This window comes from Marinobacter sp. UBA2688 (assembly GCF_002352785.1).
Lineage (GTDB): Bacteria > Pseudomonadota > Gammaproteobacteria > Pseudomonadales > Oleiphilaceae > Marinobacter > Marinobacter salarius.
In genome coordinates, this window is the sequence record NZ_DELU01000022.1 from 114,554 (window position 1) to 136,011 (window position 21,458).

The 21,458-nt window shown below is 56.4% G+C and carries 31 protein-coding genes; 5 read left to right on the forward strand and 26 right to left on the reverse strand.

The window, feature by feature from the left end; all coding sequences use genetic code 11:
• Positions 1–37: 37 nt before the first annotated feature.
• From B3M52_RS10665 to B3M52_RS10705, 9 genes are all read right to left on the reverse strand, one after another.
• Complete coding sequence (locus tag B3M52_RS10665; RefSeq protein ID WP_278366875.1) at positions 38–373, reverse strand: head decoration protein; 336 nt, start codon at positions 371–373, stop codon at positions 38–40.
• Positions 374–388: 15 nt separating this feature from the next.
• Complete coding sequence (locus B3M52_RS10670; RefSeq protein ID WP_278366876.1) at positions 389–1,459, reverse strand: head maturation protease, ClpP-related; 1,071 nt, start codon at positions 1,457–1,459, stop codon at positions 389–391.
• A 3-nt stretch (positions 1,460–1,462) separates the two neighbouring features.
• Complete coding sequence (locus B3M52_RS10675) at positions 1,463–2,905, reverse strand: phage portal protein (protein ID WP_278366877.1); 1,443 nt, start codon at positions 2,903–2,905, stop codon at positions 1,463–1,465.
• A gap of 1 nt (position 2,906) precedes the next feature.
• On the reverse strand, positions 2,907–3,116 hold the full coding sequence (locus B3M52_RS10680) for a phage head-tail joining protein (RefSeq protein WP_278366878.1): 210 nt from the start codon (positions 3,114–3,116) through the stop codon (positions 2,907–2,909).
• Positions 3,116–5,158: a phage terminase large subunit family protein gene (locus B3M52_RS10685; protein WP_278366879.1), complete on the reverse strand. Its 2,043-nt coding sequence runs from the start codon at positions 5,156–5,158 to the stop codon at positions 3,116–3,118. Before B3M52_RS10685 ends, B3M52_RS10680 begins: the two co-directional genes overlap by 1 nt.
• Complete coding sequence (locus B3M52_RS10690) at positions 5,155–5,652, reverse strand: DUF1441 family protein (protein WP_278366880.1); 498 nt, start codon at positions 5,650–5,652, stop codon at positions 5,155–5,157. Before B3M52_RS10690 ends, B3M52_RS10685 begins: the two co-directional genes overlap by 4 nt.
• A gap of 186 nt (positions 5,653–5,838) precedes the next feature.
• Positions 5,839–6,183, reverse strand: a complete 345-nt coding sequence (locus tag B3M52_RS10695) for a hypothetical protein (RefSeq protein ID WP_286749535.1) — start codon at positions 6,181–6,183, stop codon at positions 5,839–5,841.
• A 6-nt stretch (positions 6,184–6,189) separates the two neighbouring features.
• Positions 6,190–8,379, reverse strand: coding sequence for a hypothetical protein (locus tag B3M52_RS10700; protein ID WP_286749537.1), 2,190 nt, complete (start codon positions 8,377–8,379; stop codon positions 6,190–6,192).
• Positions 8,379–9,506, reverse strand: a complete 1,128-nt coding sequence (locus B3M52_RS10705) for a hypothetical protein (protein WP_286749538.1) — start codon at positions 9,504–9,506, stop codon at positions 8,379–8,381. The genes B3M52_RS10700 and B3M52_RS10705 overlap by 1 nt, the downstream gene beginning before the upstream one ends.
• Positions 9,507–9,684: 178 nt before the next feature.
• Between B3M52_RS10705 and B3M52_RS10710 the strand changes: the two genes are divergently transcribed.
• Positions 9,685–10,233, forward strand: coding sequence for a PEP-CTERM sorting domain-containing protein (locus B3M52_RS10710; protein ID WP_286749539.1), 549 nt, complete (start codon positions 9,685–9,687; stop codon positions 10,231–10,233).
• Between the two features lie 195 nt (positions 10,234–10,428).
• Here B3M52_RS10710 and B3M52_RS10715 read toward each other — a convergent pair whose 3' ends face one another.
• From B3M52_RS10715 to B3M52_RS10795, 17 genes are all read right to left on the reverse strand, one after another.
• The gene (locus tag B3M52_RS10715; protein WP_286749540.1) at positions 10,429–10,830 is read right to left on the reverse strand and encodes a DUF2570 family protein; all 402 of its coding nucleotides are present in this window, start codon (positions 10,828–10,830) and stop codon (positions 10,429–10,431) included.
• On the reverse strand, positions 10,827–11,036 hold the full coding sequence (locus B3M52_RS10720) for a hypothetical protein (protein WP_269399856.1): 210 nt from the start codon (positions 11,034–11,036) through the stop codon (positions 10,827–10,829). Before B3M52_RS10720 ends, B3M52_RS10715 begins: the two co-directional genes overlap by 4 nt.
• The gene (locus B3M52_RS10725; RefSeq protein ID WP_286749541.1) at positions 11,029–11,397 is read right to left on the reverse strand and encodes a hypothetical protein; all 369 of its coding nucleotides are present in this window, start codon (positions 11,395–11,397) and stop codon (positions 11,029–11,031) included. The genes B3M52_RS10720 and B3M52_RS10725 overlap by 8 nt, the downstream gene beginning before the upstream one ends.
• A gap of 29 nt (positions 11,398–11,426) precedes the next feature.
• The gene (locus B3M52_RS10730) at positions 11,427–11,834 is read right to left on the reverse strand and encodes a M23 family metallopeptidase (protein WP_286749542.1); all 408 of its coding nucleotides are present in this window, start codon (positions 11,832–11,834) and stop codon (positions 11,427–11,429) included.
• Positions 11,835–12,090: 256 nt separating this feature from the next.
• On the reverse strand, positions 12,091–12,609 hold the full coding sequence (locus tag B3M52_RS10735; RefSeq protein WP_286749543.1) for a hypothetical protein: 519 nt from the start codon (positions 12,607–12,609) through the stop codon (positions 12,091–12,093).
• A 29-nt stretch (positions 12,610–12,638) separates the two neighbouring features.
• Positions 12,639–12,902, reverse strand: a complete 264-nt coding sequence (locus tag B3M52_RS10740; protein WP_286749544.1) for a hypothetical protein — start codon at positions 12,900–12,902, stop codon at positions 12,639–12,641.
• Positions 12,903–13,035: 133 nt separating this feature from the next.
• Entirely contained in the window at positions 13,036–13,203 is a 168-nt protein-coding gene (locus B3M52_RS10745) for a hypothetical protein (protein ID WP_286749545.1), read from the reverse strand.
• Positions 13,200–13,505, reverse strand: coding sequence for a Ref family recombination enhancement nuclease (locus tag B3M52_RS10750; protein WP_286749547.1), 306 nt, complete (start codon positions 13,503–13,505; stop codon positions 13,200–13,202). Before B3M52_RS10750 ends, B3M52_RS10745 begins: the two co-directional genes overlap by 4 nt.
• A complete protein-coding gene (locus B3M52_RS10755; RefSeq protein WP_286749549.1) occupies positions 13,495–14,247 on the reverse strand; it encodes a hypothetical protein in 753 nt (250 codons plus the stop codon). Before B3M52_RS10755 ends, B3M52_RS10750 begins: the two co-directional genes overlap by 11 nt.
• Positions 14,244–14,480, reverse strand: coding sequence for a hypothetical protein (locus B3M52_RS10760; RefSeq protein ID WP_286749550.1), 237 nt, complete (start codon positions 14,478–14,480; stop codon positions 14,244–14,246). Before B3M52_RS10760 ends, B3M52_RS10755 begins: the two co-directional genes overlap by 4 nt.
• The gene (locus tag B3M52_RS10765) at positions 14,473–14,805 is read right to left on the reverse strand and encodes a hypothetical protein (RefSeq protein WP_286749551.1); all 333 of its coding nucleotides are present in this window, start codon (positions 14,803–14,805) and stop codon (positions 14,473–14,475) included. The genes B3M52_RS10760 and B3M52_RS10765 overlap by 8 nt, the downstream gene beginning before the upstream one ends.
• 30 nt (positions 14,806–14,835) lie before the next feature.
• On the reverse strand, positions 14,836–15,138 hold the full coding sequence (locus B3M52_RS10770) for a hypothetical protein (RefSeq protein WP_286749552.1): 303 nt from the start codon (positions 15,136–15,138) through the stop codon (positions 14,836–14,838).
• Between the two features lie 150 nt (positions 15,139–15,288).
• On the reverse strand, positions 15,289–15,690 hold the full coding sequence (locus tag B3M52_RS10775; protein WP_286749553.1) for a hypothetical protein: 402 nt from the start codon (positions 15,688–15,690) through the stop codon (positions 15,289–15,291).
• Between the two features lie 37 nt (positions 15,691–15,727).
• The gene (locus B3M52_RS10780; protein WP_286749554.1) at positions 15,728–16,636 is read right to left on the reverse strand and encodes a replication protein; all 909 of its coding nucleotides are present in this window, start codon (positions 16,634–16,636) and stop codon (positions 15,728–15,730) included.
• Between the two features lie 35 nt (positions 16,637–16,671).
• Positions 16,672–17,418: a Rha family transcriptional regulator gene (locus B3M52_RS10785; protein ID WP_286749555.1), complete on the reverse strand. Its 747-nt coding sequence runs from the start codon at positions 17,416–17,418 to the stop codon at positions 16,672–16,674.
• A 65-nt stretch (positions 17,419–17,483) separates the two neighbouring features.
• Positions 17,484–17,888 carry an endodeoxyribonuclease RusA gene (locus tag B3M52_RS10790; RefSeq protein WP_286749556.1) on the reverse strand — a complete coding sequence of 135 codons (405 nt, stop codon included), beginning with the start codon at positions 17,886–17,888 and terminating at the stop codon, positions 17,484–17,486.
• Between the two features lie 179 nt (positions 17,889–18,067).
• The gene (locus B3M52_RS10795; RefSeq protein WP_286749557.1) at positions 18,068–18,397 is read right to left on the reverse strand and encodes a hypothetical protein; all 330 of its coding nucleotides are present in this window, start codon (positions 18,395–18,397) and stop codon (positions 18,068–18,070) included.
• Positions 18,398–19,066: 669 nt separating this feature from the next.
• Here B3M52_RS10795 and B3M52_RS10800 point away from each other — a divergent pair.
• The 4 genes from B3M52_RS10800 (at position 19,067) to B3M52_RS10815 (ending at position 21,456) form a co-directional block, all read left to right on the forward strand.
• Positions 19,067–19,984: a hypothetical protein gene (locus B3M52_RS10800; protein WP_286749559.1), complete on the forward strand. Its 918-nt coding sequence runs from the start codon at positions 19,067–19,069 to the stop codon at positions 19,982–19,984.
• A 115-nt stretch (positions 19,985–20,099) separates the two neighbouring features.
• Positions 20,100–20,273 carry a hypothetical protein gene (locus tag B3M52_RS10805; protein WP_286749560.1) on the forward strand — a complete coding sequence of 58 codons (174 nt, stop codon included), beginning with the start codon at positions 20,100–20,102 and terminating at the stop codon, positions 20,271–20,273.
• 144 nt (positions 20,274–20,417) lie between these two features.
• The gene (locus B3M52_RS10810) at positions 20,418–20,816 is read left to right on the forward strand and encodes a response regulator transcription factor (protein ID WP_286749561.1); all 399 of its coding nucleotides are present in this window, start codon (positions 20,418–20,420) and stop codon (positions 20,814–20,816) included.
• 190 nt (positions 20,817–21,006) lie between these two features.
• Positions 21,007–21,456, forward strand: a complete 450-nt coding sequence (locus tag B3M52_RS10815) for a hypothetical protein (RefSeq protein WP_286749562.1) — start codon at positions 21,007–21,009, stop codon at positions 21,454–21,456.
• Positions 21,457–21,458: the final 2 nt, after the last annotated feature.

Genomic DNA, 21,458 nt, shown 5'->3' on the forward strand with positions numbered 1-21,458 from the left:
CTCCTGATCTCAGGTTTGGTTCAGCGTTTCAGGCTGATTAGCGGGCGATGATGCCGATGGCGGCAAGATCAGTGATTGCGTCTGCGTCGTCACCGGTGAGCAGCGCCTCGTCAATCTCTGCATCACGAACAACGCCAACGGCGGTTACGTCTGCAGATGAACCGTCAGCGGCTGCGTAAAGAACTCCAGCTGCTGTCTGGGTGCCATTGCTAGCGCCAGAGGCATAAGCGGTGTACTTGCCAGAAGCGGTGATTTTGCCAAGCACCTGGCCGGCCACATATGGGCCACCGGTTACGGTGATGGTTTCGCGGGAACGCTTGCCGTTAGCTTCTGAGACCAGAAATTCACCGGCACGGGTAGTTTCAGTTTTCATGGTTAACCTCCAGGGTTACGCTTGGTTGTTCAGCTGGGAATAAGCCTTTCTTGCGTCAGGCTGTTTCTGATTGCCCGGGCCGGGCGTGTGGTGATGATCCAGATCCTGATCGCCAAGTGCTTTTGCTTCGGCAATCGCATCGCGGATCATCTGGGTTGGGTTGCTGAGGCTCTTGAGCATTACCGCCTCGTCGATTCCAGAGGCCTTGGCAATGTCCTTGATTTCGCCGGCCATCTTGAGCCGGGACTCAACGGCCGCCAGAGGAAGCTTCTCTTTCGCCATCGCGACAGCCATGGACTCGAAGCCGGCTGCCTCACACTTGGCAATGACTTCATCGGCGGTTGCCGCAATCGGATTCTTGAAGGCTTCCAGCTCCGCGGTCAGATCCTCGATCGCTTTGTTCTTGATCTCGATCTGGGCCTTGGCGCCTTCGGCCTCTTGCTGGGCAGATCGGACCTCGCCCTGCATCTTGATCTGCATCTGGTATGTGGCGGGATCTGCACTGGCGACAGCCTTCAGCTTGGCGTCCTTGTCTGTGGCGAAGCCCCATTCAATGGCTTCTTCCGCCCCCATGTACTGGTCGCCCTTGTCCAGCAGCCCGTTGATTTCATCGGCACTCTTGCCGGTGCGGGCAACGTAAGCTGACACAATGGCGTCGTCGATCGCGGAAATACCGGCCGCGTGCTCTTCAAGTTCCTTCTTGTTGTAGTAGCCGATCATCAGGGTTGAGGCGCGGTGCGTCATGATGCTCGTACCGACGCCCATGGTGCGGGTGTCGCCCGCCAGCATGATCACCGTGGCGATGCTGGCCGCCATGCCGGTGACCTTCACGTGAACTTCAGCTGGATGATCAATCAGGTAGTTCATGATCCGTACGCCGGAAGCGACATCGCCACCAGGGCTATTGATCTCAAGATCAATCCGATCGAGCTCGCCCAGGGCGTCTACCGCCTCGATGAATTCTCGGGCCGGCTTCTCGCCGGTAAAGTCTGCAATCCAGTCCGGAGCCCAGTCCGAACCAATGGCGCGGTCAATACTCAGCTTGGCCGTCCGGTCTCCGGAAGCCTGTGCGGTGAACCACTTCATGGTTTATTCCTCTTCGGTGAGCTCCGCTTTCTGGAGCATGTCGGCTTTGCGTTTTTTCGCGTTGACGTTGGCCTGCTGAACATCAACAGCCCGGTAACCGCGTTTGGCGACCAGGGCGTCGAGGCTTTCGAGGTCGTTGTTGAGTTCGAGGACTGCGGCCTGTGCGTCTTGGGTTGGGTGGATGTGCGGCCAGCGCTGGGTGCGCCAGTCCCGCCTGTTGTAGTCGTCGTACCGATCTGCATAGCCAGGAGCGCGAACCTTGCCGGTCAGCACCGCGGCATCGGTGAACCAGAATCCGGCCCGCTCGCATATCTGGTGAATGGTCAGGTGGTCCTGGGCCATTTCGATTTCACGCCTGTACTCTGTGATCATGGCGCGATAGGTCCGGTCGTTGATCTTTGACCAGTCGCCGGTGACCAGTTCATAGAGAGACTTGGCGCCGGCGGCGATGGCCAACTTCTGCTGCTCCTGGAAGTCGGTGTAGCCAGAGCCGGTGTTGTCACCATCGAACAGGGTCAGCTTCTCACCAGCCGCACCGGTCAGGATCGTGCCGGGCTGGGCGCTAATTTCTGGCAGCGGTTCATCTTCTGCCATCGGCTCGCCGGTGATCGGGTCGTACTTCCAGTCGGCATCGCCCTGGTATTCCTTCTGCAGCCAGCCGGTGAACGGTGCGCGTGTTTCCTTGCGAACCAGTTCGCTGTCTTCATAGCTGTCATAGGTCTTGGCGCGAAGCAGGGCCTGAACTATGTCCGGCTCTCCCCTTACCTGTCCCGGCCGCAGCGGCAGGTAATGGTGAATAACCTGGTTGGCCGGGATCCGCAACAGCTTGGCGGTGGAGAAAGAGGCACCGTTGGAATCCTGCGGGTGCTCCGGATACATCCATACGGCGACACGCTGGCCGCGCTTGTTGAACTCGATACCAGCGATGATCTTGTTGCCGTTCCTGCGCGTCCGGTTCTCTGTCTCCGGTACGTGGTGAGGCTCGATCACCTGCAGCTGAATCGGCACAGTCATGCCGAAGGAAGCTGGGCGCGGCCTGAGCCGAATGAACACCTCCCCTTCGGTTCTGCGGCACCGTACCGCCTGAGACAGCTGGCCGTAAAAATCGAGAATGCCGTCCGGGGAGGCCTGGCCTGTCCATGGCAGCCAAAGCTGAGACAGCGCCTCATTGAACCCATCGTCGCTGGACTCAAAGATTGGCGTGATGCCGGTACCAACCTCGTTGACGACGTTGCGACTGATTGCCCGCTCAAGCCATTGGTTGTTCCGGACGCCCTGAAGCGAACGATTTCGCAGCGTGTTAAGGGATCCGTTCAAGGCCCGGTTCGGACCAGTCGCCGGCGCATTCCAGCCAGCTGCTCGCCGGCCGCTGGTTGCGCCTTCGTATGCCTGCGCCCGGTAGTTGGGAGTCTCTCCGGCACGAACGCGCAGCCTTGGCTTGCTCATATCAGACCCCTTTGCAGACGTTTACGCGCACACCGCGACGAGGCGGCTTGCCGGATTCCTTGAATATCTCGTTCTCGATGTGCTGCTTTGATTTCATCAGCTGCTCAACAGAGCGGTACCGGACGCGTTTACCGTCAGCGAACTGAACCTCCAGCTCACCGGTGGCGATCGCCTCGTTGATCACATCAAGGTCGTCTTGAGTAAATGCCATTAGGATTGGAACCTGATTCTGGAGCGCCTGCGCTGGCGTTGAGCCGGCGGCACTGTTGATTTTGAAACGGACTGTTCGCCACCCGCCTGGATCTCGCTGTTGCTATCCCAGATCCGCGCCCAAGGGGGCGGTGATTGCCAGTTGATCTTGTCGTAGCCTTTTTTGGTGGCCGCGCAGTCGATGTACCCGAACAGGTCAAATGCTTCGTTGTCGCCCTTGCCTGGCTTCTTCCAGCGGCCCTGCATGTCCCGCTGCTCATAGGTCAATTCGGCATAGAACCATTCGCCCAGCCATTCCGGGAAGTGGATGTATCCCGGCCCTGGCTCTTCCCGCTCAAGGCGGTTGGAAATGGTGTCCTTAATCAGATTGGTGTTCAGCACGTACAGCGGGATATCACCCTTGCTGCTGGCGTGCCGATCTTTACGGCCGGTACTGTCGGGGAAGGTCTCGCGCATCCGGGGCGAATTGATCGTGCTGCCACCTTTGACCAGCATCGTCTTGCGGTGCAGCCCTTGGCGCTTCAACTTCCGATAGAACTGATAGGCGTTTTCAGTAACGCCGGCCTCACCGCCGGTATCGATGGCCGTCATCAGAACCGGCATCTCTCGCCCGCTCTCATCCGCCAGCGGATACTTGCGGGAGATCACGAAATTGATTAGCAGCTCCCAGTCTTCAGGGTGGCCGGCCGGATCAATCCGAACCTTCTCGCCGTCCTCATCCTTCCGTTCCGCCTTTCTCAGGGAGAAGCGGTCAACTAGCCAGCGTTCACCATGCTCGCCGTAACCCACCACCTGGATAACGAAGCGCCGGCGTTTGCCGGCCTGGACGTCCACGGCGGCGAACAGGCAGCGAGCACCCTCGGGCACCACCCGATCTCCCAGGTTCTCGGAACGTTGCTGAATAACCTCAAGGCTCCGAACGTTCTCGGCCTTGCGGTACTGGTAAGGTCTACCCCAGTCCGTATTGATCTTTGATTTCAGGGTTTCCTGGGATCCGGTCTGCTCATAGATCTCTTCGGCCTGGCGCAACATTTGGGCCAGACTGGCCCAGGTCTGAAACGTGGCCGCCGGGCCCTCCATCCAAAAGGAGGCAATCCGGCTTTCCCGCGGTGTCCCGACGAGTTCGCCACCAGGTGTTAATTCGCAACCTTCCGGCACCCACTCACATTTCCCGTTGAGTGCTCGCTTGCGCGCAGTATCAACCAGGGTTCCGCAATGGGGGCAGAATGGCCGGGCCGCATCCATGTTGAAGTGCTCCATGATCGGCTGATACCACTCGCTGCAGCTGTCGCACTGCCAGTAAAGGCGCTCCCGGGTTCCGAGGTTGTAAAGTGAAAGCGCCCCCTTGGTAGGAGGCGCCATGTGTGGGTGTTTCGGGTCCGGCTTGTAGTCCGGATCGGTTATCTCCCAGCCCGGCGAAGTCTCCACCAGAGTCATACCGGAAGACATGAAGGTCTGCGTTCGTTTCGAGGCCAGGCTAAACGGGTCGCCTTCACCGTTCAGGTCCTCATCCAGCCGGTCATAGTCCGTCAGAGCGACGAACCGGTAATCGGAACTGGACAGCACGTTCACCGTGGGCCACTTGATGCCCAGATAGTTGCCGGCCCTGAACGTCTTGTCATGCACGTTGTTGTCATGGCCGTGCGGGCTCATCATCGGCGCCAGCTTCGGAGAGTTCCGAAGCATCCGATCGATACGCTTTTTGCTGTACTCCCGCGCTTTATCCTCGCTGATCTGCACTATCAGCATGTCGCCAGGGTCGCAGCTGACTACGTAAGCAACCCACCCATCCAGCAGGCAGTTGGTTTTCCCTGACCGGGCTGGGCCGACAAATACCACCGCGTCGTACATGCGACTGGCCAGGCAGTCCATCGGCCGGTTCATGTACGGGGTTAGGTCCTTCCGAAAGCGGTCGATCTTCCCGCCGCCATCCACAACCATCATGTTCTCTGCCACGGCGTCGCTGACCTTGATTCGCCTCGGTGGCTTCATCAGCCTGGCAACCTCCCGCTTTATCTGGGCTGCAGATGCCAGAGAGGTCATTCGTCGTCGTCCTCGTCGATCACCAGGAGATAGAGCTTTTCACGCAATCCATCAATGCTGCTCTGTACCCGCTCAATTCTGTCAGGGTCCAGGTCGCAATCTCTCTCGAGGATGTCAGGCAAGCTGTCCAGGGTAGTGGTTACGGCCTTGGCCAGCTTGCTCATTTCCAGGTGGACTTCATCGGCCGGTATCAGTTGCCTGAGCTGAACCTCAAGCTTTACCCGCTCGTTCTCTGACTGGTACCAGGCCTTTCGATCGGAGGGAGGATACTTGGACGGATCCTCGTCAGGGTCGTAATAGACCTGGTCCGCGTAGATCGCCGGTGCCGCATCCTTCAACGCGTATGTTGGATACCCCCCCTTCTTTCCGGCCGGGCTTATCCCTGCGTCTTCGATCCTCCGGGCGATCGTCTTTCGATCCATCCCGAAGGCTCGGGCGAGCTGACTGATCGACCAGTTGTAAGCATCAGCAATGCTGTTTACTTCTCCGGCCACTATTCGTTACCTGCTGCTTTTAATAACCAGACAGAACAGAATCAACTCATTGATTAGTAAATGGTTATAACCGGCGACTGGTGAGGCTCAATGTGGGGCCAAAAATTTCGCGAAAACCGCGTGGTTGCTCCGGCCCCGCGGGCTGGCCAGAGGCCCAGGGGCCCCGCCGTTCTGCACCAATATGGGTCACGCCGTCACCGTGAACTGACAGCTGGCGGTTGCCACACAGCGGATCGCAGTTACAGTATTCGACATAGCGCTGGCGGCGTACGCGGATACATCGCCGTCATCCCAGGGCTTAGCGTCCGCCGTCCCATCATTTACCTCAGAGACACTTCCTTGGGTGTACTCCACCCGGGCGGTTCCGGAGGCTGGCTCAACACTCACCAGAAGTTCGTCGAAGCTCGCTGGAAGAATGACCCACTCCCCAGTAGCTGCGTTTACGGTTTCAGTGTGGCGATACCGCTGGCGGGCTTCCGCGTTTTCCTGGAACTCGGTATCGGTGGTGTCCGGAGAAAGTGTTATCGCCATGAGGAATCACCTAAATAGATTTTTGAAAGTAGATTTTTTGTTCGCCCGGAACAGCGGCCTGAACAAACCATTCCCAGCAGCCACGATCTCATCAACAACAGTCAGCACCGCTTGAGCCTCAACCGCCACATTCCCCGCCGCATCCTGCCCGTTCAGAGTCATGGGGTAGGTATCGAGCGCCAGTTCTGGAAGCTGCTGGCTCCATGTACCACCGGAGGGGGTTGGGTTGTAGGTAACGCTATTGACTACCAGGGTGAGGCTTGTGGCATCCCCTGCACTGCCATTAACCACCGGAGTGATGTCTGTGGTCGTCAGGGCGTTGATGGAGACAACAGGCGCTACGCCATCCACAAGGACGCCAGAGGTATCGCCAACGCTGTTCAGCGTCAGTGTGGCGTTGTTGCTTGAGACATCCTGTAGCGTTCCGCCTTCCAGTGTGAGGCTGGATACAGCAATGCCGTTGTCGTCTTCGTCACCAGCCTGCACTGTGTAGGTGAACACCAGGGCGCTTGAGCCGCTACCGGATACGTAGTCGGCCTGGCGAGACGTCCCACCTATATCAAGGTTCAGCGCCGGAGTGCCGGTGACCGTAACGGCCTCATCCCAATTGACGGTAAAGCTCAGGTCGTCGCCAGTGGCGTAAGTGCCAGCAGTTGGCACGCCCACGCTTTGGGTAACCGGCCCCGTCACATCGGGCGGCTGCTGGGTGCTGTTGTTCGTTACCGCCTGCCCGCTGAGCGTTGCCAGATCGTTTGGTGTGGCCGCCTGATCCTGGAAGCCGTCTCCGGGCTGCGTGTAGCCAATGGTCAGCGTGTCTTCGTCGGTCAGTGTGCGTGATGGCGTCAGGTTGACAATCGTGTCGTCTGTGCCGTCTACCGACGCAGAGCTGGCAGAGACGCCTGCAAGGCTGATGGTCCAGCCGCCAGATCCGCCTGCGCCAACCTGCATGGATTCGGACATCTGTACGGCAATGTTATTGCCCGCCGTTGGTACAGAGGCGCTTGAGATGGTGGGGGCGGTTTCGTCCGTGCCATCAACGGTCGCCGTCGCCTGAAACGTTCCGGTGGCGCCCGACTCTGGCACAAAATACTTCAGGGTTGCTGTGGACTCTCCAGCAGCAACTTCGGTGCTGTGGAGTGCAATGTCGTTGAGTTCGTCTTCCGCCGCGTCCATGGCGGCCCAATCGACGACGACCACGCCGGAATCAAAGTCAGTTACAACGCCCCACTCTACCGGGCCATCTGTGGCGAATGCAGTATCGAAGAATGCTGAGTTCGCGTCAGGCTCCCCGTGCGTGACCAGCTCATAGGGGTAGCTGTTGGCGTAGCTAATGACTGTGCTGGCTGTCGTGCTGTCCACAGATACAACCAGGTCCGCAGTGTCGTCATCAGCAATCAGCGGAGCGGTGTAGCTGTAGGTTGATCCGCTGACCAGCGTCAGGGTGCCAACGTCTGTTCCATTGAGTGTGGCGCTAACCGGTGCGGCACTATTGTCTGCGAGGGTGAATTCAGCCGTATCGCCTTCGCTGGTGATATCGTCTGCGGCACTAACAGATGGCCCTGATGCAGCAGGATTAAAAACGGCCAGTGCGCCAACGGGGTCCGTCTCGCTGGAATATCTCAGCCCAAGCGTCTCCGATCCTGCCGCGCTCAACACGCCAGAAATCGCCGAGCCTTCATGCCCTGCTGTAGTTTGCGCGTGGTCAACCGTTACTGTCGTTGTTGTGGCAGATATAGTGGACGACTGGTTCAGCGTATCAGCCGGCGAGTTGGAGCCTGCGCCAGCAACTAGAACACCACCATCAACGCCGTTAAACGTTATATCGAGGTCGAACAGGCTCACGCCAACAGCGGAATTGAAGTTATTGACGGGAGTAGCCTGATCAATTCCGCCAAGAGTGTAGACAGCCCCGGTAAATGCATCGTGGACCTGCCCGTCCCAATCAACCGCTATAACACTTGAGCCTGCGGGTATTTGCGACTCCAGTATGTAGTAAACCCCGCCTTTGGCCGTCTCGGTGTCGCCCGTATAGGCTGCCCGAGTCATTGCAACACCACCAAAGGTTATGCCGACAATTTCACGGCTTGAGAATGCGGATTCACCCGTACCGGCAACAACAACCGCCCTATTGCTTCCGGCGACGGCTGTGTAGGAATCGCCCTCCTGTATTGCGAGCTTGCCAAGAATCGATGCCATTAGAGATCGACCCCCGCAATAAAGCTCATATCTTCGTCATACACCAGGATTGCCTTTCCTGAATAATCGGCGAACGTGCCTTTCCAAAGCTTCAGCGTTGCTGTTTGGGTCCCGCTCACAGAAACCACTCTTAATGGCCAGAACAGGCCAGCAGAGGCAGGGTTAGAGTTGTCGGACAAAAAGAAGTGCGTTCCGTTGAGTTGCCAGTATTGGTCGGTTCTCTGAAGCAGAATATTTGTGGTGTTGTCGCCATTGTTTCCAATATAATCCTGAATGGATGCAAACCGAGGGCGCTCCGACTCAGAGCTGCGGACGGTGTCGGTTCCAACATCACCACCCGAATTTGTCATGGTAGAGTCCATGACAATGCCGGCGTCTCCTTCCTTCTGCGTGACCTTAACCATAAGGCCATCTGACTGATCCGGGGTGTTGATCTTCCAGAGCCACCCGTGGTTAAACCAACCATCGCCGTGTTTGGGTACGCTGGTATATAGAGATGCCGCAGCCCCATCATTACCCTCGTACTCCACAATCCGAGATCCAGAGCCCGCCGGGGTTGTCTCGGCAATATAGGCTGAGTTGTGACCAGCTCCGCTGAGGTTGATGTACGCCCGGATGCGCTCCTGCTTCCATTGGAAAGATGCATTAGGCACGTCGCCATCCGTACATCTGACCCGGGCAAACATAAAGATAGCGTCGCCAGCGGCGATAGCAGCGCCATTATCCCAGTTAATGAACCCGGCGTTGAAATCTGTGCCAAGTGACGGAATCAGCGTTGATTCTAAAACCTTTATCTCGCCAGCCGTTTTAACGAATCGCTTTTCGCTGCCGACGCCAAATTCATAAGTGATCGTCTCGCCATTAACACTAACAGATTGGGCCATCGGCGTATCATCAGATTGGCTGTACAACCAGCCTTCGCCAAACCCAAGCCAGGCCGACTTTGACGGGGCGGAAAACGTATAAGTATCAGTCGTTAAAACGATCTCGTTCTGATCACCCAGGCCGCTTGATGCCGACCAGGCAAGGGCGCTCGTGCCACCCGAGCTGCCGCCTCCGCCGCCATCCAGGGACAATACAAGAGCCCTCGCTGCTGCAACGGACAGGGGAGAGTCGTTAGTTGCCATATCTCAGAACCTCAACTCTTTCATGGGTGCAGTCATTGGCGGGCTCAAGAAACTCTCAATATCAATTCAAGGCGTCAGCTTTCGTTACACACAAGCTTCAGCTCGACCTGTAACTAACTGTTTGCATTGAGTAGGCATAAATCGTGCTTTTGGGAATCACCAATACACGGAGGTGCATATGACTTATCTACAAAAATTTCTTCTGCTGCTATTGCTCAGCGCTTCAGCCAGTAGCCACGCCTCGCTTTTGCGGTATGACATGACCTTTAGAGCGTCCAATCCCGAAAACAGCATTGATGGCGAGGGGTATTTCGTTGCTGATACTGAGCTGAACGCTTTGGTCCGGGCTAGGTTCACGTCAACTTATTTTGACGTCCTTTTCACAGGAACGAACCCGCTAACGTCCAACGAATACTATTATTTCGGCCACGTTGTAGAGGCCCACGATATAGCGGACCCCGCATCGGGAATCGTGTTCAGCCCCTTATTTCTAATCAGGGCGCCTGAAGGAGATCGCGAGTTTGCCAGCAACCTTCACAATCACGAAAATGGCGAGTTTTGGGGCTCACTCATCGTTCCGCTTGCAAGCCTTCCGCCTGGCTCTCAAAGATCCTACCTCGACCTGGACTTTCAGATTGGTCAACCCTATTCAGTGATGGAGCCAGCCACCCTGCCACTGCTATTTCTCGGCCTGGCCGCTATCGGCATCAGGCGACGATTCCGCTGACCAGTTGCGCAGTTCGGTTTTGTCGATGCGGGAGATCCAGGGCATCAGTCACTCTCCAAGGGTCGGTCACTCCACGCCTTAATATCGGTCTTGTCGCCTTCACATTTGCCGGCAACGGTCTTCAGTTGCTCGGCCCAGACTGGACACCAGTCAATGCGCCTGGGTGGCGCCGGTAGTTGACGGGGAATCAGGTACTCAGCGGGTACTGGCTTCTTCTTTATTTCGGTCCGGGTCAGCCACTGTGCCGGCCCGCATCCGCTCATAAACAGCATCAGGCCACAGATAATCAGGGCCGCTACAAGGCGCATCTTTTACCAACTCCTTCAACTCGCTTTCGGTGGCGGCAAGTTGGTCGCTTAGGTCTTTTTCGCGCTGGTCGCGGATGACGGCTTGCTGGTCGCGCCAGCGTATATCTGCCTCCAGCCTGGCTATTTCGGTCTGGTTCTGTTCGTTGGTGACCTTGGCCTGGTTGATCGCCTGGGTAAGGTTGGCGTTTTCTTCGAGTAAGGTATCCCGCGACTGCATCAGGGCCCAGATCGTGCCGGCCATTAGCAGGATGACGATGCCTGCACCGCCGATGACGTACTTGTTAATCATTGGTCGCTCGGCTTGCTGCGATACAAGGTGATCACAGTTGCCAGAATGCCGATGACGCCGGTTACGATGGTGGCCACTGCCCCACCGCCAATGACTTCCATTACCTCTGGCTCAGTCACGCGCAGGACGACGATAGAGATCAGCACGCAGGCCCATATCAAGACCAAGCGCGGGATCAATCTGTGTCGTTTCAGAAAGTCAGGCATCACGTTGTTCCTCGTCACTCATCCGGCGCTTCAGTAGCTCAATCTCGCCCTTCATGCCGGCCATCTTGGCGTTGCATTCGTCGCGTTCACGCTGCATCGCCTCACGGTGTTCTATCGCTTGAGTCTTCAGGGCGCTATCGAGATCCGTGACCAGCGCGTTCAATCGGTTGAGCTCTGCCGCCATGTGCTCGGCAAACAACGCTTCCCGCTCCTTCAGGTCCGCATCGCGGGACGTTTTGCCAAGCAGCATCAATTTCACGAACGCCAGCGCGGCGAAGCACATCGTTGTAAACACGACGCCCAGGAAGGCCCAAACGCCATTTACATCCGAAAGCTGGGCTTGAATAGAACTCCAGGGCATTCTCTCGTCTCGGGTCATATGGCTCGGATTTACGCCCGCTGCGCGAGCATGACAGGAGTGGGGTCGATGAACTCGCCGTCAGCGTTCTTGATTTCAAGGTGAACGTGCGGCGTGATACTGGAATAACGGGGCCGCAGATCTTGAGCCTCGCCGATAATGGTGTTTTTGCTGACGTTCTGGCCTTCCTCAACCATCGGATCAACGTAGAAGACGCGGAAGGCATAGCCCTGGTCGCTGATCTCGACGTAGCGGAAGCTGAGATCGTCGCCGTAGGGATAGCCGAGCTTTGTAACTGTGCCGGCGATGGGTGAATGCACCTGGGTTTTCGGCCTGCAGTCCTTATCGATGCCGTGATGCTTTCGGGTGCCGCGTGACGCGAGGTAATGGCCGCAGCCATGGCCGTCGCACTTTCTGTCAGGCATTTCGTGCAGGTGCATGGCGACCTCCAGAAATAAAAAAGCCCGCAACAAGGCGGGCAATGGGTCATGCGTGGTTATGGCTACTGAGTTAGAAAGAGGGCGCCAAGCTCACCGAGCGGCTATGTGTATGCACCGGCCAGGCCGCACGTTGTATCTGGTTCGGGCACAAAAAAACCGCCAGCTCGGAGCGAGGGCGGTTTTTTGGGGGCAATTCGGTAATCTAGGGAAATTGTGCTATTAACCGCGCACGATGTCAACATGTTGTGTTTTCTGCCTATGAAGCCTTCCTGGCAATGCGCTCGAGCGACCGAATTTCAATGTCATCCAGGTAGCGCATGATGTCGGTGAATGGATCGTTCAATCCGTATTTCCGGTACGTGGTTTCGGGTATGCCGCTCATCCTTGCCCTGCTCGCCGCTGATTTATCGGCGTTGCCTGAGCCACCGCACCCTTTACAGTCCGCTATCTTCGAGTCGACTGTTTTGCTGCCCGTACCCTTACAGGAACGGCACCTGGTTGCGCTCACGAATTCCTGAACCATGGCGAGGCCGATCTTGTATCGAATACCTGCATCGCAGTCAGCCCAGAACCGGCTCTTATCGCACATCAGATCCTGAATCTCATTCAGTGCAGCCAGGGCGCTATGTATATCATCGCAATACTTGGCCATTATCAGATGCATGTGCAGCGGTTCAAGGCCGGAGCATGCAGCTGCGATGTCAGTTCTGGTCAGTTCCGGAATGCCGCCGAAAATCATCCCGGCCTGCAGCCCTTTGGTTGTCAGTCTTGCCATTAGATACGCCGCCTTGTTTGAGCTCACTGTTACCCCCGCAACACATTGAAGATTTCCCGAACCTCTTTCTCGTCATCTTGCTCTTTCAGCCAGGCCTCTAGTTCCTCCCGGCTTATCTGTTTTTCCCTGTACTCGCCCCACTTGCTGCGGGCCTTGGTTTCGGTTGGTATCGGTGCGAACCCTTCAAACCTAGCCCCGAAGCGGTCTCTGCAACTCCTGGCCGCTTCTGCAATGCTCCCTTCGGTAAGCATCGTTGCTCGCTTGCCGTCTACGATGGCAGTCAGTTGGAGCATGGTTTACCCTCGCTGGGTGGGCTACTTGCTGATCCTGGTAGCTGCTCCAGTAGCCTGATCACCTCGTTCGGGTCCAGGGGCTTGCCATCTCTGTAGATGTCATAGCCCCCAGGGTGATTCTTTACTGAGTAGGTCATTGCGCTATTCCCCGTACCAACGCAGTCAATAGAGCGGCCGCCAGCCCAGCGGCACTACCAAAGGCCAAAGCGACGACATAATGGCTTAGCCTGCGCCTGGGTGGCACAAGCACGGCAATGAATACCGCCAGCATTGCGATAGCAGGCCAGGCCAGCCAGGTCATGCGGCCTTTTCCAGTAGTTCGTGACACAGCAACAGGATCTCTTCCTGCTTTCCGTATAGCTGCTCAAAACGACGCTTCCAGGGGTGCACGGCCACCAAACCCGGCATTCCGGTGCCGTCCTGGTGGTGGCCTGCGCATAGAGGAATAACGCTCAGGTGAGCGCCTGGCTTTGTCCGGCCGTCTATGTGGTGAATGCTCACCTCTTCGGTGTAATGGCCGTCCAGGTAACAGGCGATACATCCAAGGGCCGCCAGCTGGTCGTGAAACTGTTTCTCAGCCTTGTTTGGGGATCTACCTTTCATCACTCGCACCTTTGCGCAGCATTCCGGCGTCGTAGAGATAGTTTGCAAATTCGGATAGCAAATTGAGCTCTGGAGTAGATGCTGGTTCGGCGCGAGATTTTCGGAAGCCTCCCAAAATATCTGTCAGTAGATCATCCCGTTCCCGGTCTGCCTGTGTGCGGACCACAATGCCAGTGCCTGTCCAGCCAGAAATCTCATCCGGATAGAAGCAGCCACCCTTTGGGTGCTCCTGAAAGCGCGGGCCGTCGGACTGGAATTCGCATAGGAAATAAACGCCGGGGTTCGCCTTTTCGTCGGCTACAACGACCAGTTCGCCGTCGTCGGGCATTTCTCCGTTAAGGCCAGCCTCGGATGGCTTGGAGGGGCGGGGCGCCTCTGGAGGACATTCGTTGTAGTGGCCACATGGCGACTCTTCGCAAACTCTGCATGGCTCTGGCTTGGTGGGCCGGGGGAAGAAGTCTGTCTGGACCTCAATTACATCTGCGGCATACTCGCTCCACTTGCCGCTAATCGTCCATGCATACCAGTAATCGCCTTCTTTCTTCATCCAAGCATTAGGGGCGCCGTCTCCAATGTCATAATGCGTCGCATCTTCTGGCGCATACTCACTCCACCAAACCGGATCTTTCAGTTGCTGCTCCGCTGATTCTTCCATAGGACTTTCTTCTGAGAAGGGAGCCCCAATAGCCAAGGTTGCGGACGCTTGCGCAAACATGCGGCGGGCAGTATCAGCGCGGTTCATGCCGCCACCCCGCCACCAGGCCCCGGCGTAAATCCGCCGTTCACAAGCTCATACTGACGACCGTCGCGGTGTACCTTGACCACGCCGTAGTGCATCAGGTCACTGACAGCCTGGCGCACGTTCTTCGGGTGCCGATCGGTGGCCAGGCACAGCTGGTAAATGCTCGCCGCTCCATTGCCCAGGAAAATCTTGATGCGCTCCATCAGAACCTCGTCAGGGACGTGATCAGTCATGGGTCACCTCGGTTTCATCGCTAGGTCTGATTACCCCTTCCATTTCATCTTCAACCCAGTCACCGCTTTTCAGGAGCTCGGCGGCGCATTCATCGCAAATGCCAAGATATTCGCCGCGTGACTCTTGATGGAAAACGGTGTGGGGGCGGTGCTTGGAGCAAAAGTACTTCTCACACGAAACCTCATCCTCGCCGTGCATGTCGCCGCAGACATAACTCAAGCCGCGATCGATCTGCTCGTCGCATCCAGGGTGATCACAAGTGGCAGCGAACACGTATCCGATCGGACGCCCTTGCGAATCTGTTCCGCAGTCTCCCCACCCCATCACGCACACCCTATGGCTATCAGCTTCATATCAATCCCCATGGTAGGTTTGACCCATCGGGCCATGGCCGCGGGGCCTGCCCTTCGTTCTGCTCAACTGGTCCCGTAGCTGGCGGTTTTCCTCGTTCTTCTCGTTCAGGCGGATCCGCAGCTGTAACACCAGGTCCGCCAGCGGCAGCCCTTCCCCCGTATCCTTGTCGACGATCCCGGAGGCATGGCAGGTGGCACAGGCCATCTCATAGAACATTGGCTTTACCACCCCCCTACCCTTGCACTCGTCACACCGGGCCAGCGCTACCTTCTGCTGGCGGAACGCCGGACCCGATTTCTTCATGCACCCTTTTCCCCGTTCACCATCGCCTTGAGCACCCCCAGCTTCTGCAGGGCCCGTTCCGGGCTTGTCTGGCGATGAGTAGTCCCGGATACGCCTTCAGTTCGATAGCAAGAGTGATCACAGTTCTTGCAACCACACCCCTTCATAGGCTTAGTTTTCATAGGTCACCTCTGGCTTGTCCTCGAGGAAACAGGCGGATCCCGCCAATACTGCCTTCACTGTCTGTGTCGCCAGCCTGCCCCGGGCCATGCGCCTTTGCTTTACCGACTCTGGTTCAGGAAGTCCTCTCGGCAGTACCTGGTGCGATGCGTGGCGGCAGTTTGTTCTCGCCAGCCTCAAAACCTTCGGGATGTCCGGCCAGGTATAGTCCGGGTTCCCATCCGCCAGCTTCTGCCTGAGTCGATCGAAGATGATGTCCAGGCCCTCAAAGCTGAACTTCCCGATCGTCTTGGCCCATTCCTTACGCATCACCTTCAGCTGGTCCTCTGAATCTCCCCACAGGGACTTGACCTTGCCCCGTCCGTAGATCGTCGTCAGACGACTGAAGAACACAGCGACCTTCTGCTTCTCGTCTTCAGTGAATGCACCCCTAATCCCAGTTGTCGATGGCGTAGCCGGGATCTGTGAGTTGTTTGTCGAGTTCGTGATTTGGGCGAGAACCCGATTGATGTTTTCCATGTCCAGCTACCTCGTCACGTTGGGCTTTGCGCTTCATTGCCAGCTTTGTCCAGTTGCGCCGTAGCGCGGCCGGGGATTCGATATTGCCGCTCCAGAAAGAGTCAGCCATTGCGAATGCGAACAGAGCCTTGATCATCTCTGGCGTTCGCTTGTCCTGCTCTCTGATGAGTCGGATATCGTTGGCCCAAGTGGTCATGTTTCGATTTGCAGGGGCGTCCCTGCCAAGCCGGTTATCGACAACCTGGGCGATGAGCTCGGCGAGCTCCACGTCGATCTCGTATCCGAACTTTGTTCCGGAGGGATTTTGGACGGCGGCGCCTTGCACGGTTTTGGAAGAGGATTTTTTCTTACCGGAATTCTTCGAGGAATAATCCGTAGGATTATTACTTTGTCTTTTGTCTTTTAATTGATCGGAATTACTGTTCTCTAAAGGAACAGAATTACTGTTCACTGAACAGAAAGTTGAGTTTTTGTTCACTCGCAGGTTCTGACGGCCATCCGTCGCCTTTTCCCGGAAGCTCCATTGCTCGGTTTTCGTGTTGATCTTGAGAGCTCCCCGGCTTCCTCCCTGACGGATCAGAACACCAGCCTCGAGCAGTTCAGCAACCACCGTCGAACACCGCTGACGGCTCATGCCGGTGATCTTTGCAAGAAGCCCTCCCGGCACCTTCCCTTTCGGCTTTTGCCATCCATAGGTGGCACGAATAACGCCCCATACAACACGCTGCTGGGTGGCTGTCAGAGGGTGTGATGCCAAGCCCTCGGCCAGAGCATTAACGACACGGCAGTAGCCGTCACCGAGCGTCGGTTCGTCATCCATCTGCTGCTCCGGACTGAACTGTATGACCTTGCCCATCACGCCACCTTGTCCATTGCCTTATCGTGAGTGAACTGGCCGTCCCATGTTTGCTTCATAGGCAGCTGGCCGGCGAGGTAGTATTTGTGGATCTGGCTGGCGCCCTTGTGAAGCAGAACCGGTGTGGACCGCAGCATCACCTGGCCATTGCTGCGAGGGATGTTGCTCTGCCGCTCCGTCAGGTAGTTGTCTCGGGCATAGGACGTCGCTCGCCAGTTGCCGACGGCGTCCTTGTAGAGCCACTTGCGCTGTTCCAGCAGCTGGCAGATACGCTGGCAGTTCACGCCATTCAGGCGCTTGGCGAACTCCACTGGCGTCATGCCGTCGGCAAACAGGTTCTCGAGGGACTGGATTTGTAGTGACTGCTGGTCATTCGCAAGCTTCAGGGTTTGGTTCTGCTCCACCTGGTCAGCCCAGGCCCTCGCCGCAATGGCGGGATTGGTGAAATCAGGGAGGTTGGCGGCTTTCTGTTCAAGCTCCTGCCACCGATCAACCACAGCCGCGGTGAATTCCGGGGACAGCCGGGCAACCAGAACCAGAGAATCCCGCTTATTGAAACGGTACTCCTGGTAAAGATTCCCCTTGTGCTCAAAATCTAACCCCTCCAATGGAGAGGTTAAAATTCGGTCAGCCGCCAGCCTTTCAGCAGATCGTTTGACGTTGTCGTGACGACTGCCGGTAAGCTCCGCGATCTCGCGGCTGCTCATCGTTGGGCTACTGTTGCCACTTAGTATTAGGTCAGCCATAATCATTCCCTCTTGGACGTATCCCGCCGAGGTGTTGACGCACCGTTTGAGGCGGGATTTCTCGTTTAGGCCTCTGGCCCATCTTCCCGAATCGTTACCACGACCATTCCTCCTGGATGGGTCTGATCCCTCATCAGTCTCGGGTGGATCCGAAAATTCCGGTCATCAATCTTCAAGGCGTCCGCCACCCCATCCCTGCCACTCTTAAAACTGGCAACCAGGTTGTCGTCGTCACGCCGGCGGGCATCCGGTGGGTAGAAATCGATAAAGACGTGGATGCAACCGCCAGTAGCGACCACATCACGAAGGCGTTTAACGTCCCAGCTGTGCACCTGTATGGCATTGAGTGTCCGGATCTTGGCCGCCCATCGGTATCCGCGGACCACTTCGCACCGGCGTCGCCAGTGAGTTCGTGAATTGGGGCTCAACACCTTGTCAGGCCATTTCAGTGATACGCGCATATCAGCCATGTTTTCTCCGCCGTGCCTGGTTCAGTATTTCCAAAGTTGTTCCAACGTGACATGTCACGTTTCCGCTCCTGGCATTTCGGGCTCCGTTGTCATCGTCATCACCCCTTCAGTTGTCGAACCCGAAGAAAGGGCCTGTCTGGCAAGCCCTTTCCGGCTTCGTGCTCTTTCGAGCAATTGACTTAACTTGTGGTGGGTCCGCGTATACCGATGCCGGCAACGCCATCTGCACCCCCGGGCAGAACTTCTTTTGCGTGGTCGGTGACTTTGGTTTCGCTGGTTACCTTCGCGATCACCCCGCCGGGTGACTCTGGCAATCGCTGGAAACCTTTGATTTCCGAATGCACGGCGCCGGTATCGGTTGCGGTATCCGCAATCAGTTCGGTGGAATCATCCACAGTGGTGAAAGCCTGAACTTCTGAGCCTTCAGCCGCCGGCACGGAGGCCAGCAAGAACAGCGCGACTGCCACAAAGACGATTGCCAGAAAATTTCTCAGGCTCAGTCCCATCATGTGCGTTCCTCGCGTTCAGTTGCCGGGCTTCAAGGCGGGCCCGGAGTCGCCTTACTGGTGTCCGTCTGACGGTTACATGGCTGCTCTCCCCTTCCGGTTGAAATCAGTCTCATGATCAATTCGGCTATGCCGTCACCGCCTTAAGCCCTCGCGGGGCAATGCCCCCAGGGCTCTGAATGCTCAAGGTAGAGGCGGCCTGAACACTCAGCGACTACCGGACGCCTCTCGGCGTTCTACAAGTTCGCAACCATCGTTGCTTGATGCGGGCCGGTCGCTTGCCGGCATTGCCTCGGGCACTGTGCAGCCTTGTGAGTGAGGCAATCCCCTGCACTGAGTCGCTTGATTCCGCATCCGTGGAGGACTCTACCTGACGCGACAGATTGGGGACCTGCCAGGTCATCCTTGGCTGTGGGAGTAGAGCCCTCCCGGATGCGCCCTGCTTCCAGGGCCAATTCGTCACTTCTACCAACTTTGGGGTACTGCAAGTTCAGTCCTTCCGATAACCTGCATCCATACTCAGGCGGCTTTATCGGAACGCCGGAACTCAAGGTTTTCATCTCTGAGCTCTCTATCCGTAACCGCTCCTTGAGTAAGAGACTCGATAATCAGGCCGTAAGAGGTTTGTCGGCGACCTCCAATCTCCGTGATCTCTGTCGCAGGCAGCACGCCTTGAGCAAACCACTTGCGAACTGCCTGGTGAGACTTTCCGCATGCGGACGCCACTCGGGCAATGGAGCCGTGGCCGCCGAGTGCTTTTTTGGTTCGGTCGAGAGCGTTCATAAACAAAGAGTACACCTGTCGGTTGTAGTTTCGCAAGCAAGTATACACCGGTTAGGTGCAAATGGTCAGGATGACAATACCGATGACTGGTTGTATTTTTCTCTCATGAAAAAACTTACCGATGAAGAACGTCAGGCCGTAAAGGCGCGACTTACTCAGCTGGCTGAAGAGAAGGAACGCATTGACGGGGACTCCTCGCATGGAAGATATGCGAGAGTGCAGCGCTTCCTTGAATCCAAGGGGGTAAAAATCAGCCATCAATCGGCAAGAAAGTGGTTCAGTGGCGAGAGTGTTCCAAGCACGGACTCAGCAAAGCTCCTTGCTCAGTACTACAGATCATCATATCTCTGGATACTGCACGGTGAAGGATCAGCCCGAACAGCAAAAGATGCCGCCACCCAAGAAAGCGTCCCGGTATACCTCCTTCCGCTTCTGCGGCCAAGCCAACTCAATGACTGGGCACAAGGAATTTTGACGGACCCAATAGAAGATCATGTCGAGGTTTTTGAGAATTTCGGACCAACCGCTTTTGCTTTTACAATAAATGACAATTCAGCCCTACCCCATGCCGCTAAAGGGATGAGAGCGGTTGTAGAGCCTGACGCTTCGGAGCTGGCGGATCCGGTTACATCACGTAGATTTATTGTGGTCAAAGATCAAAACCAGTTCCTGGTAGGTGAGTATTCCAAGACACCGTATGCCACTATAACCCCGCCAAATAAAGACTTCCGCCCAATCGAGCTATCCGATAACCATCAGATAGTCGGGGTTCTTGCAGCTCTTGCTCAACACAAATTTGAAGGCTGAACGTAACTTCGTGTAATTCCTGTCGCCAATAGCGTGCCTTAGATTTGGGGTATTGCCAGTGTGTGAACTTGCGTCTACTGTACATAAACACACTATATTGGCATCAGAGTTATCAATGACAAAAGCCGCTGTAATGCTTGACCCCTACAAGAAGAAGGTGACCATCCATCATGATGGTAAAATTCAGACCTGCAGCTACCAGGAAGCTATCGGCAACCCCGGAACCGCAAACACCCTTCCGAAAGAAGCCATCACGACAATCTGCAAAGCCCTTTCAAACCCCTGCTAACAACTTTTCTGGCATTTTTTTGAATTAATTTTACCTTTAATATTAACGACTAACACACCTATTGGGTGTACTAATACAAATTAATGGTTGCACAAATACAACCATCGGTTCTACTATGGAGTTGTACTTCAGGGAGAGCCAAAAATGAAAACCTTCAAGCACTGCGAAGTTGAGCTGGGGCCGGCGTCAGACAGACTAACTGGCCAGCAAAAGGCAATTGTCGTTTTTCTCGCGATGGGTCTGAGCAACAAGAGCATTGCTTTGATGATGCACCGATCCCCTGAAACGATTGCCATGCATGTCAGCGCACTGCTGGCTGCCTTCAACACAAGCAGCCGAGCCGGCATTGTCGGACAAGCATTCTGCCACGGCGTGCTTCGACCCTCTATCAAGTCTGTTTCCGTTGTAGCCCTTGGCTTTTTTATCAGCATGAACCCAATAGCACAGTTGGAAGACCGAGCGCCAATCCGACGCGGGCCAAGACCTGTCCGAGTTACGAGCGCCAGGTATGAGCAGGCGAACCTGGGTGTGCTGACGGCATGAATTCCTTTGATATTCGAATAACTTGGCGTGAGGCCAATGAATGCAATCCCCTGCTGGCGTTGACGACGCTGTTTAAGGGCTGGTCTCCACAGTCAGCCCTTCTTTTTCACGCCAGCGATGAGATGCGGCCTTGAGTCGCGACTGACCTCGAACAGATTCGTCCATTCCAGACATGACCAGGAGAACAAATATGGCAACGCTCACGATAGAACTTCCAGAGCAGACGACACAGGGCCAGATGATGCAGGCGCTGGAGTCCCTGGGGTGCGAGCTCCGGCTCGCCCGTGATGGGCGCAACTACATGGCGGTACCACGGGTAAGGTCCGCCCGGCTGGATAGCACGACACTGCAGAGCCAGGCCGCGATCTTCCGAAAGCAATACGACAAGACCCATAGCGGTGGTTACGTGATCTTCTTCAGGGGCCAGGCCGTCGCGTGGAAGCAGCAACTGGATCACCCCAGTGGCTGGGAGCCTGGTTGTATCGCCCTGGACAAGTACGGCAAGCAGTGGGTTGCCGCCGGCGGCAATGGCTATGAAGGCGCCATGCGCTGGGAAGTCGTCGGCAAGCAGCCATCAAATGTAACCCGCATGCCGCCGAGGATTCGGGAGGTCCGCCAGCCGGGCCCGGGCGCAGCGTAACC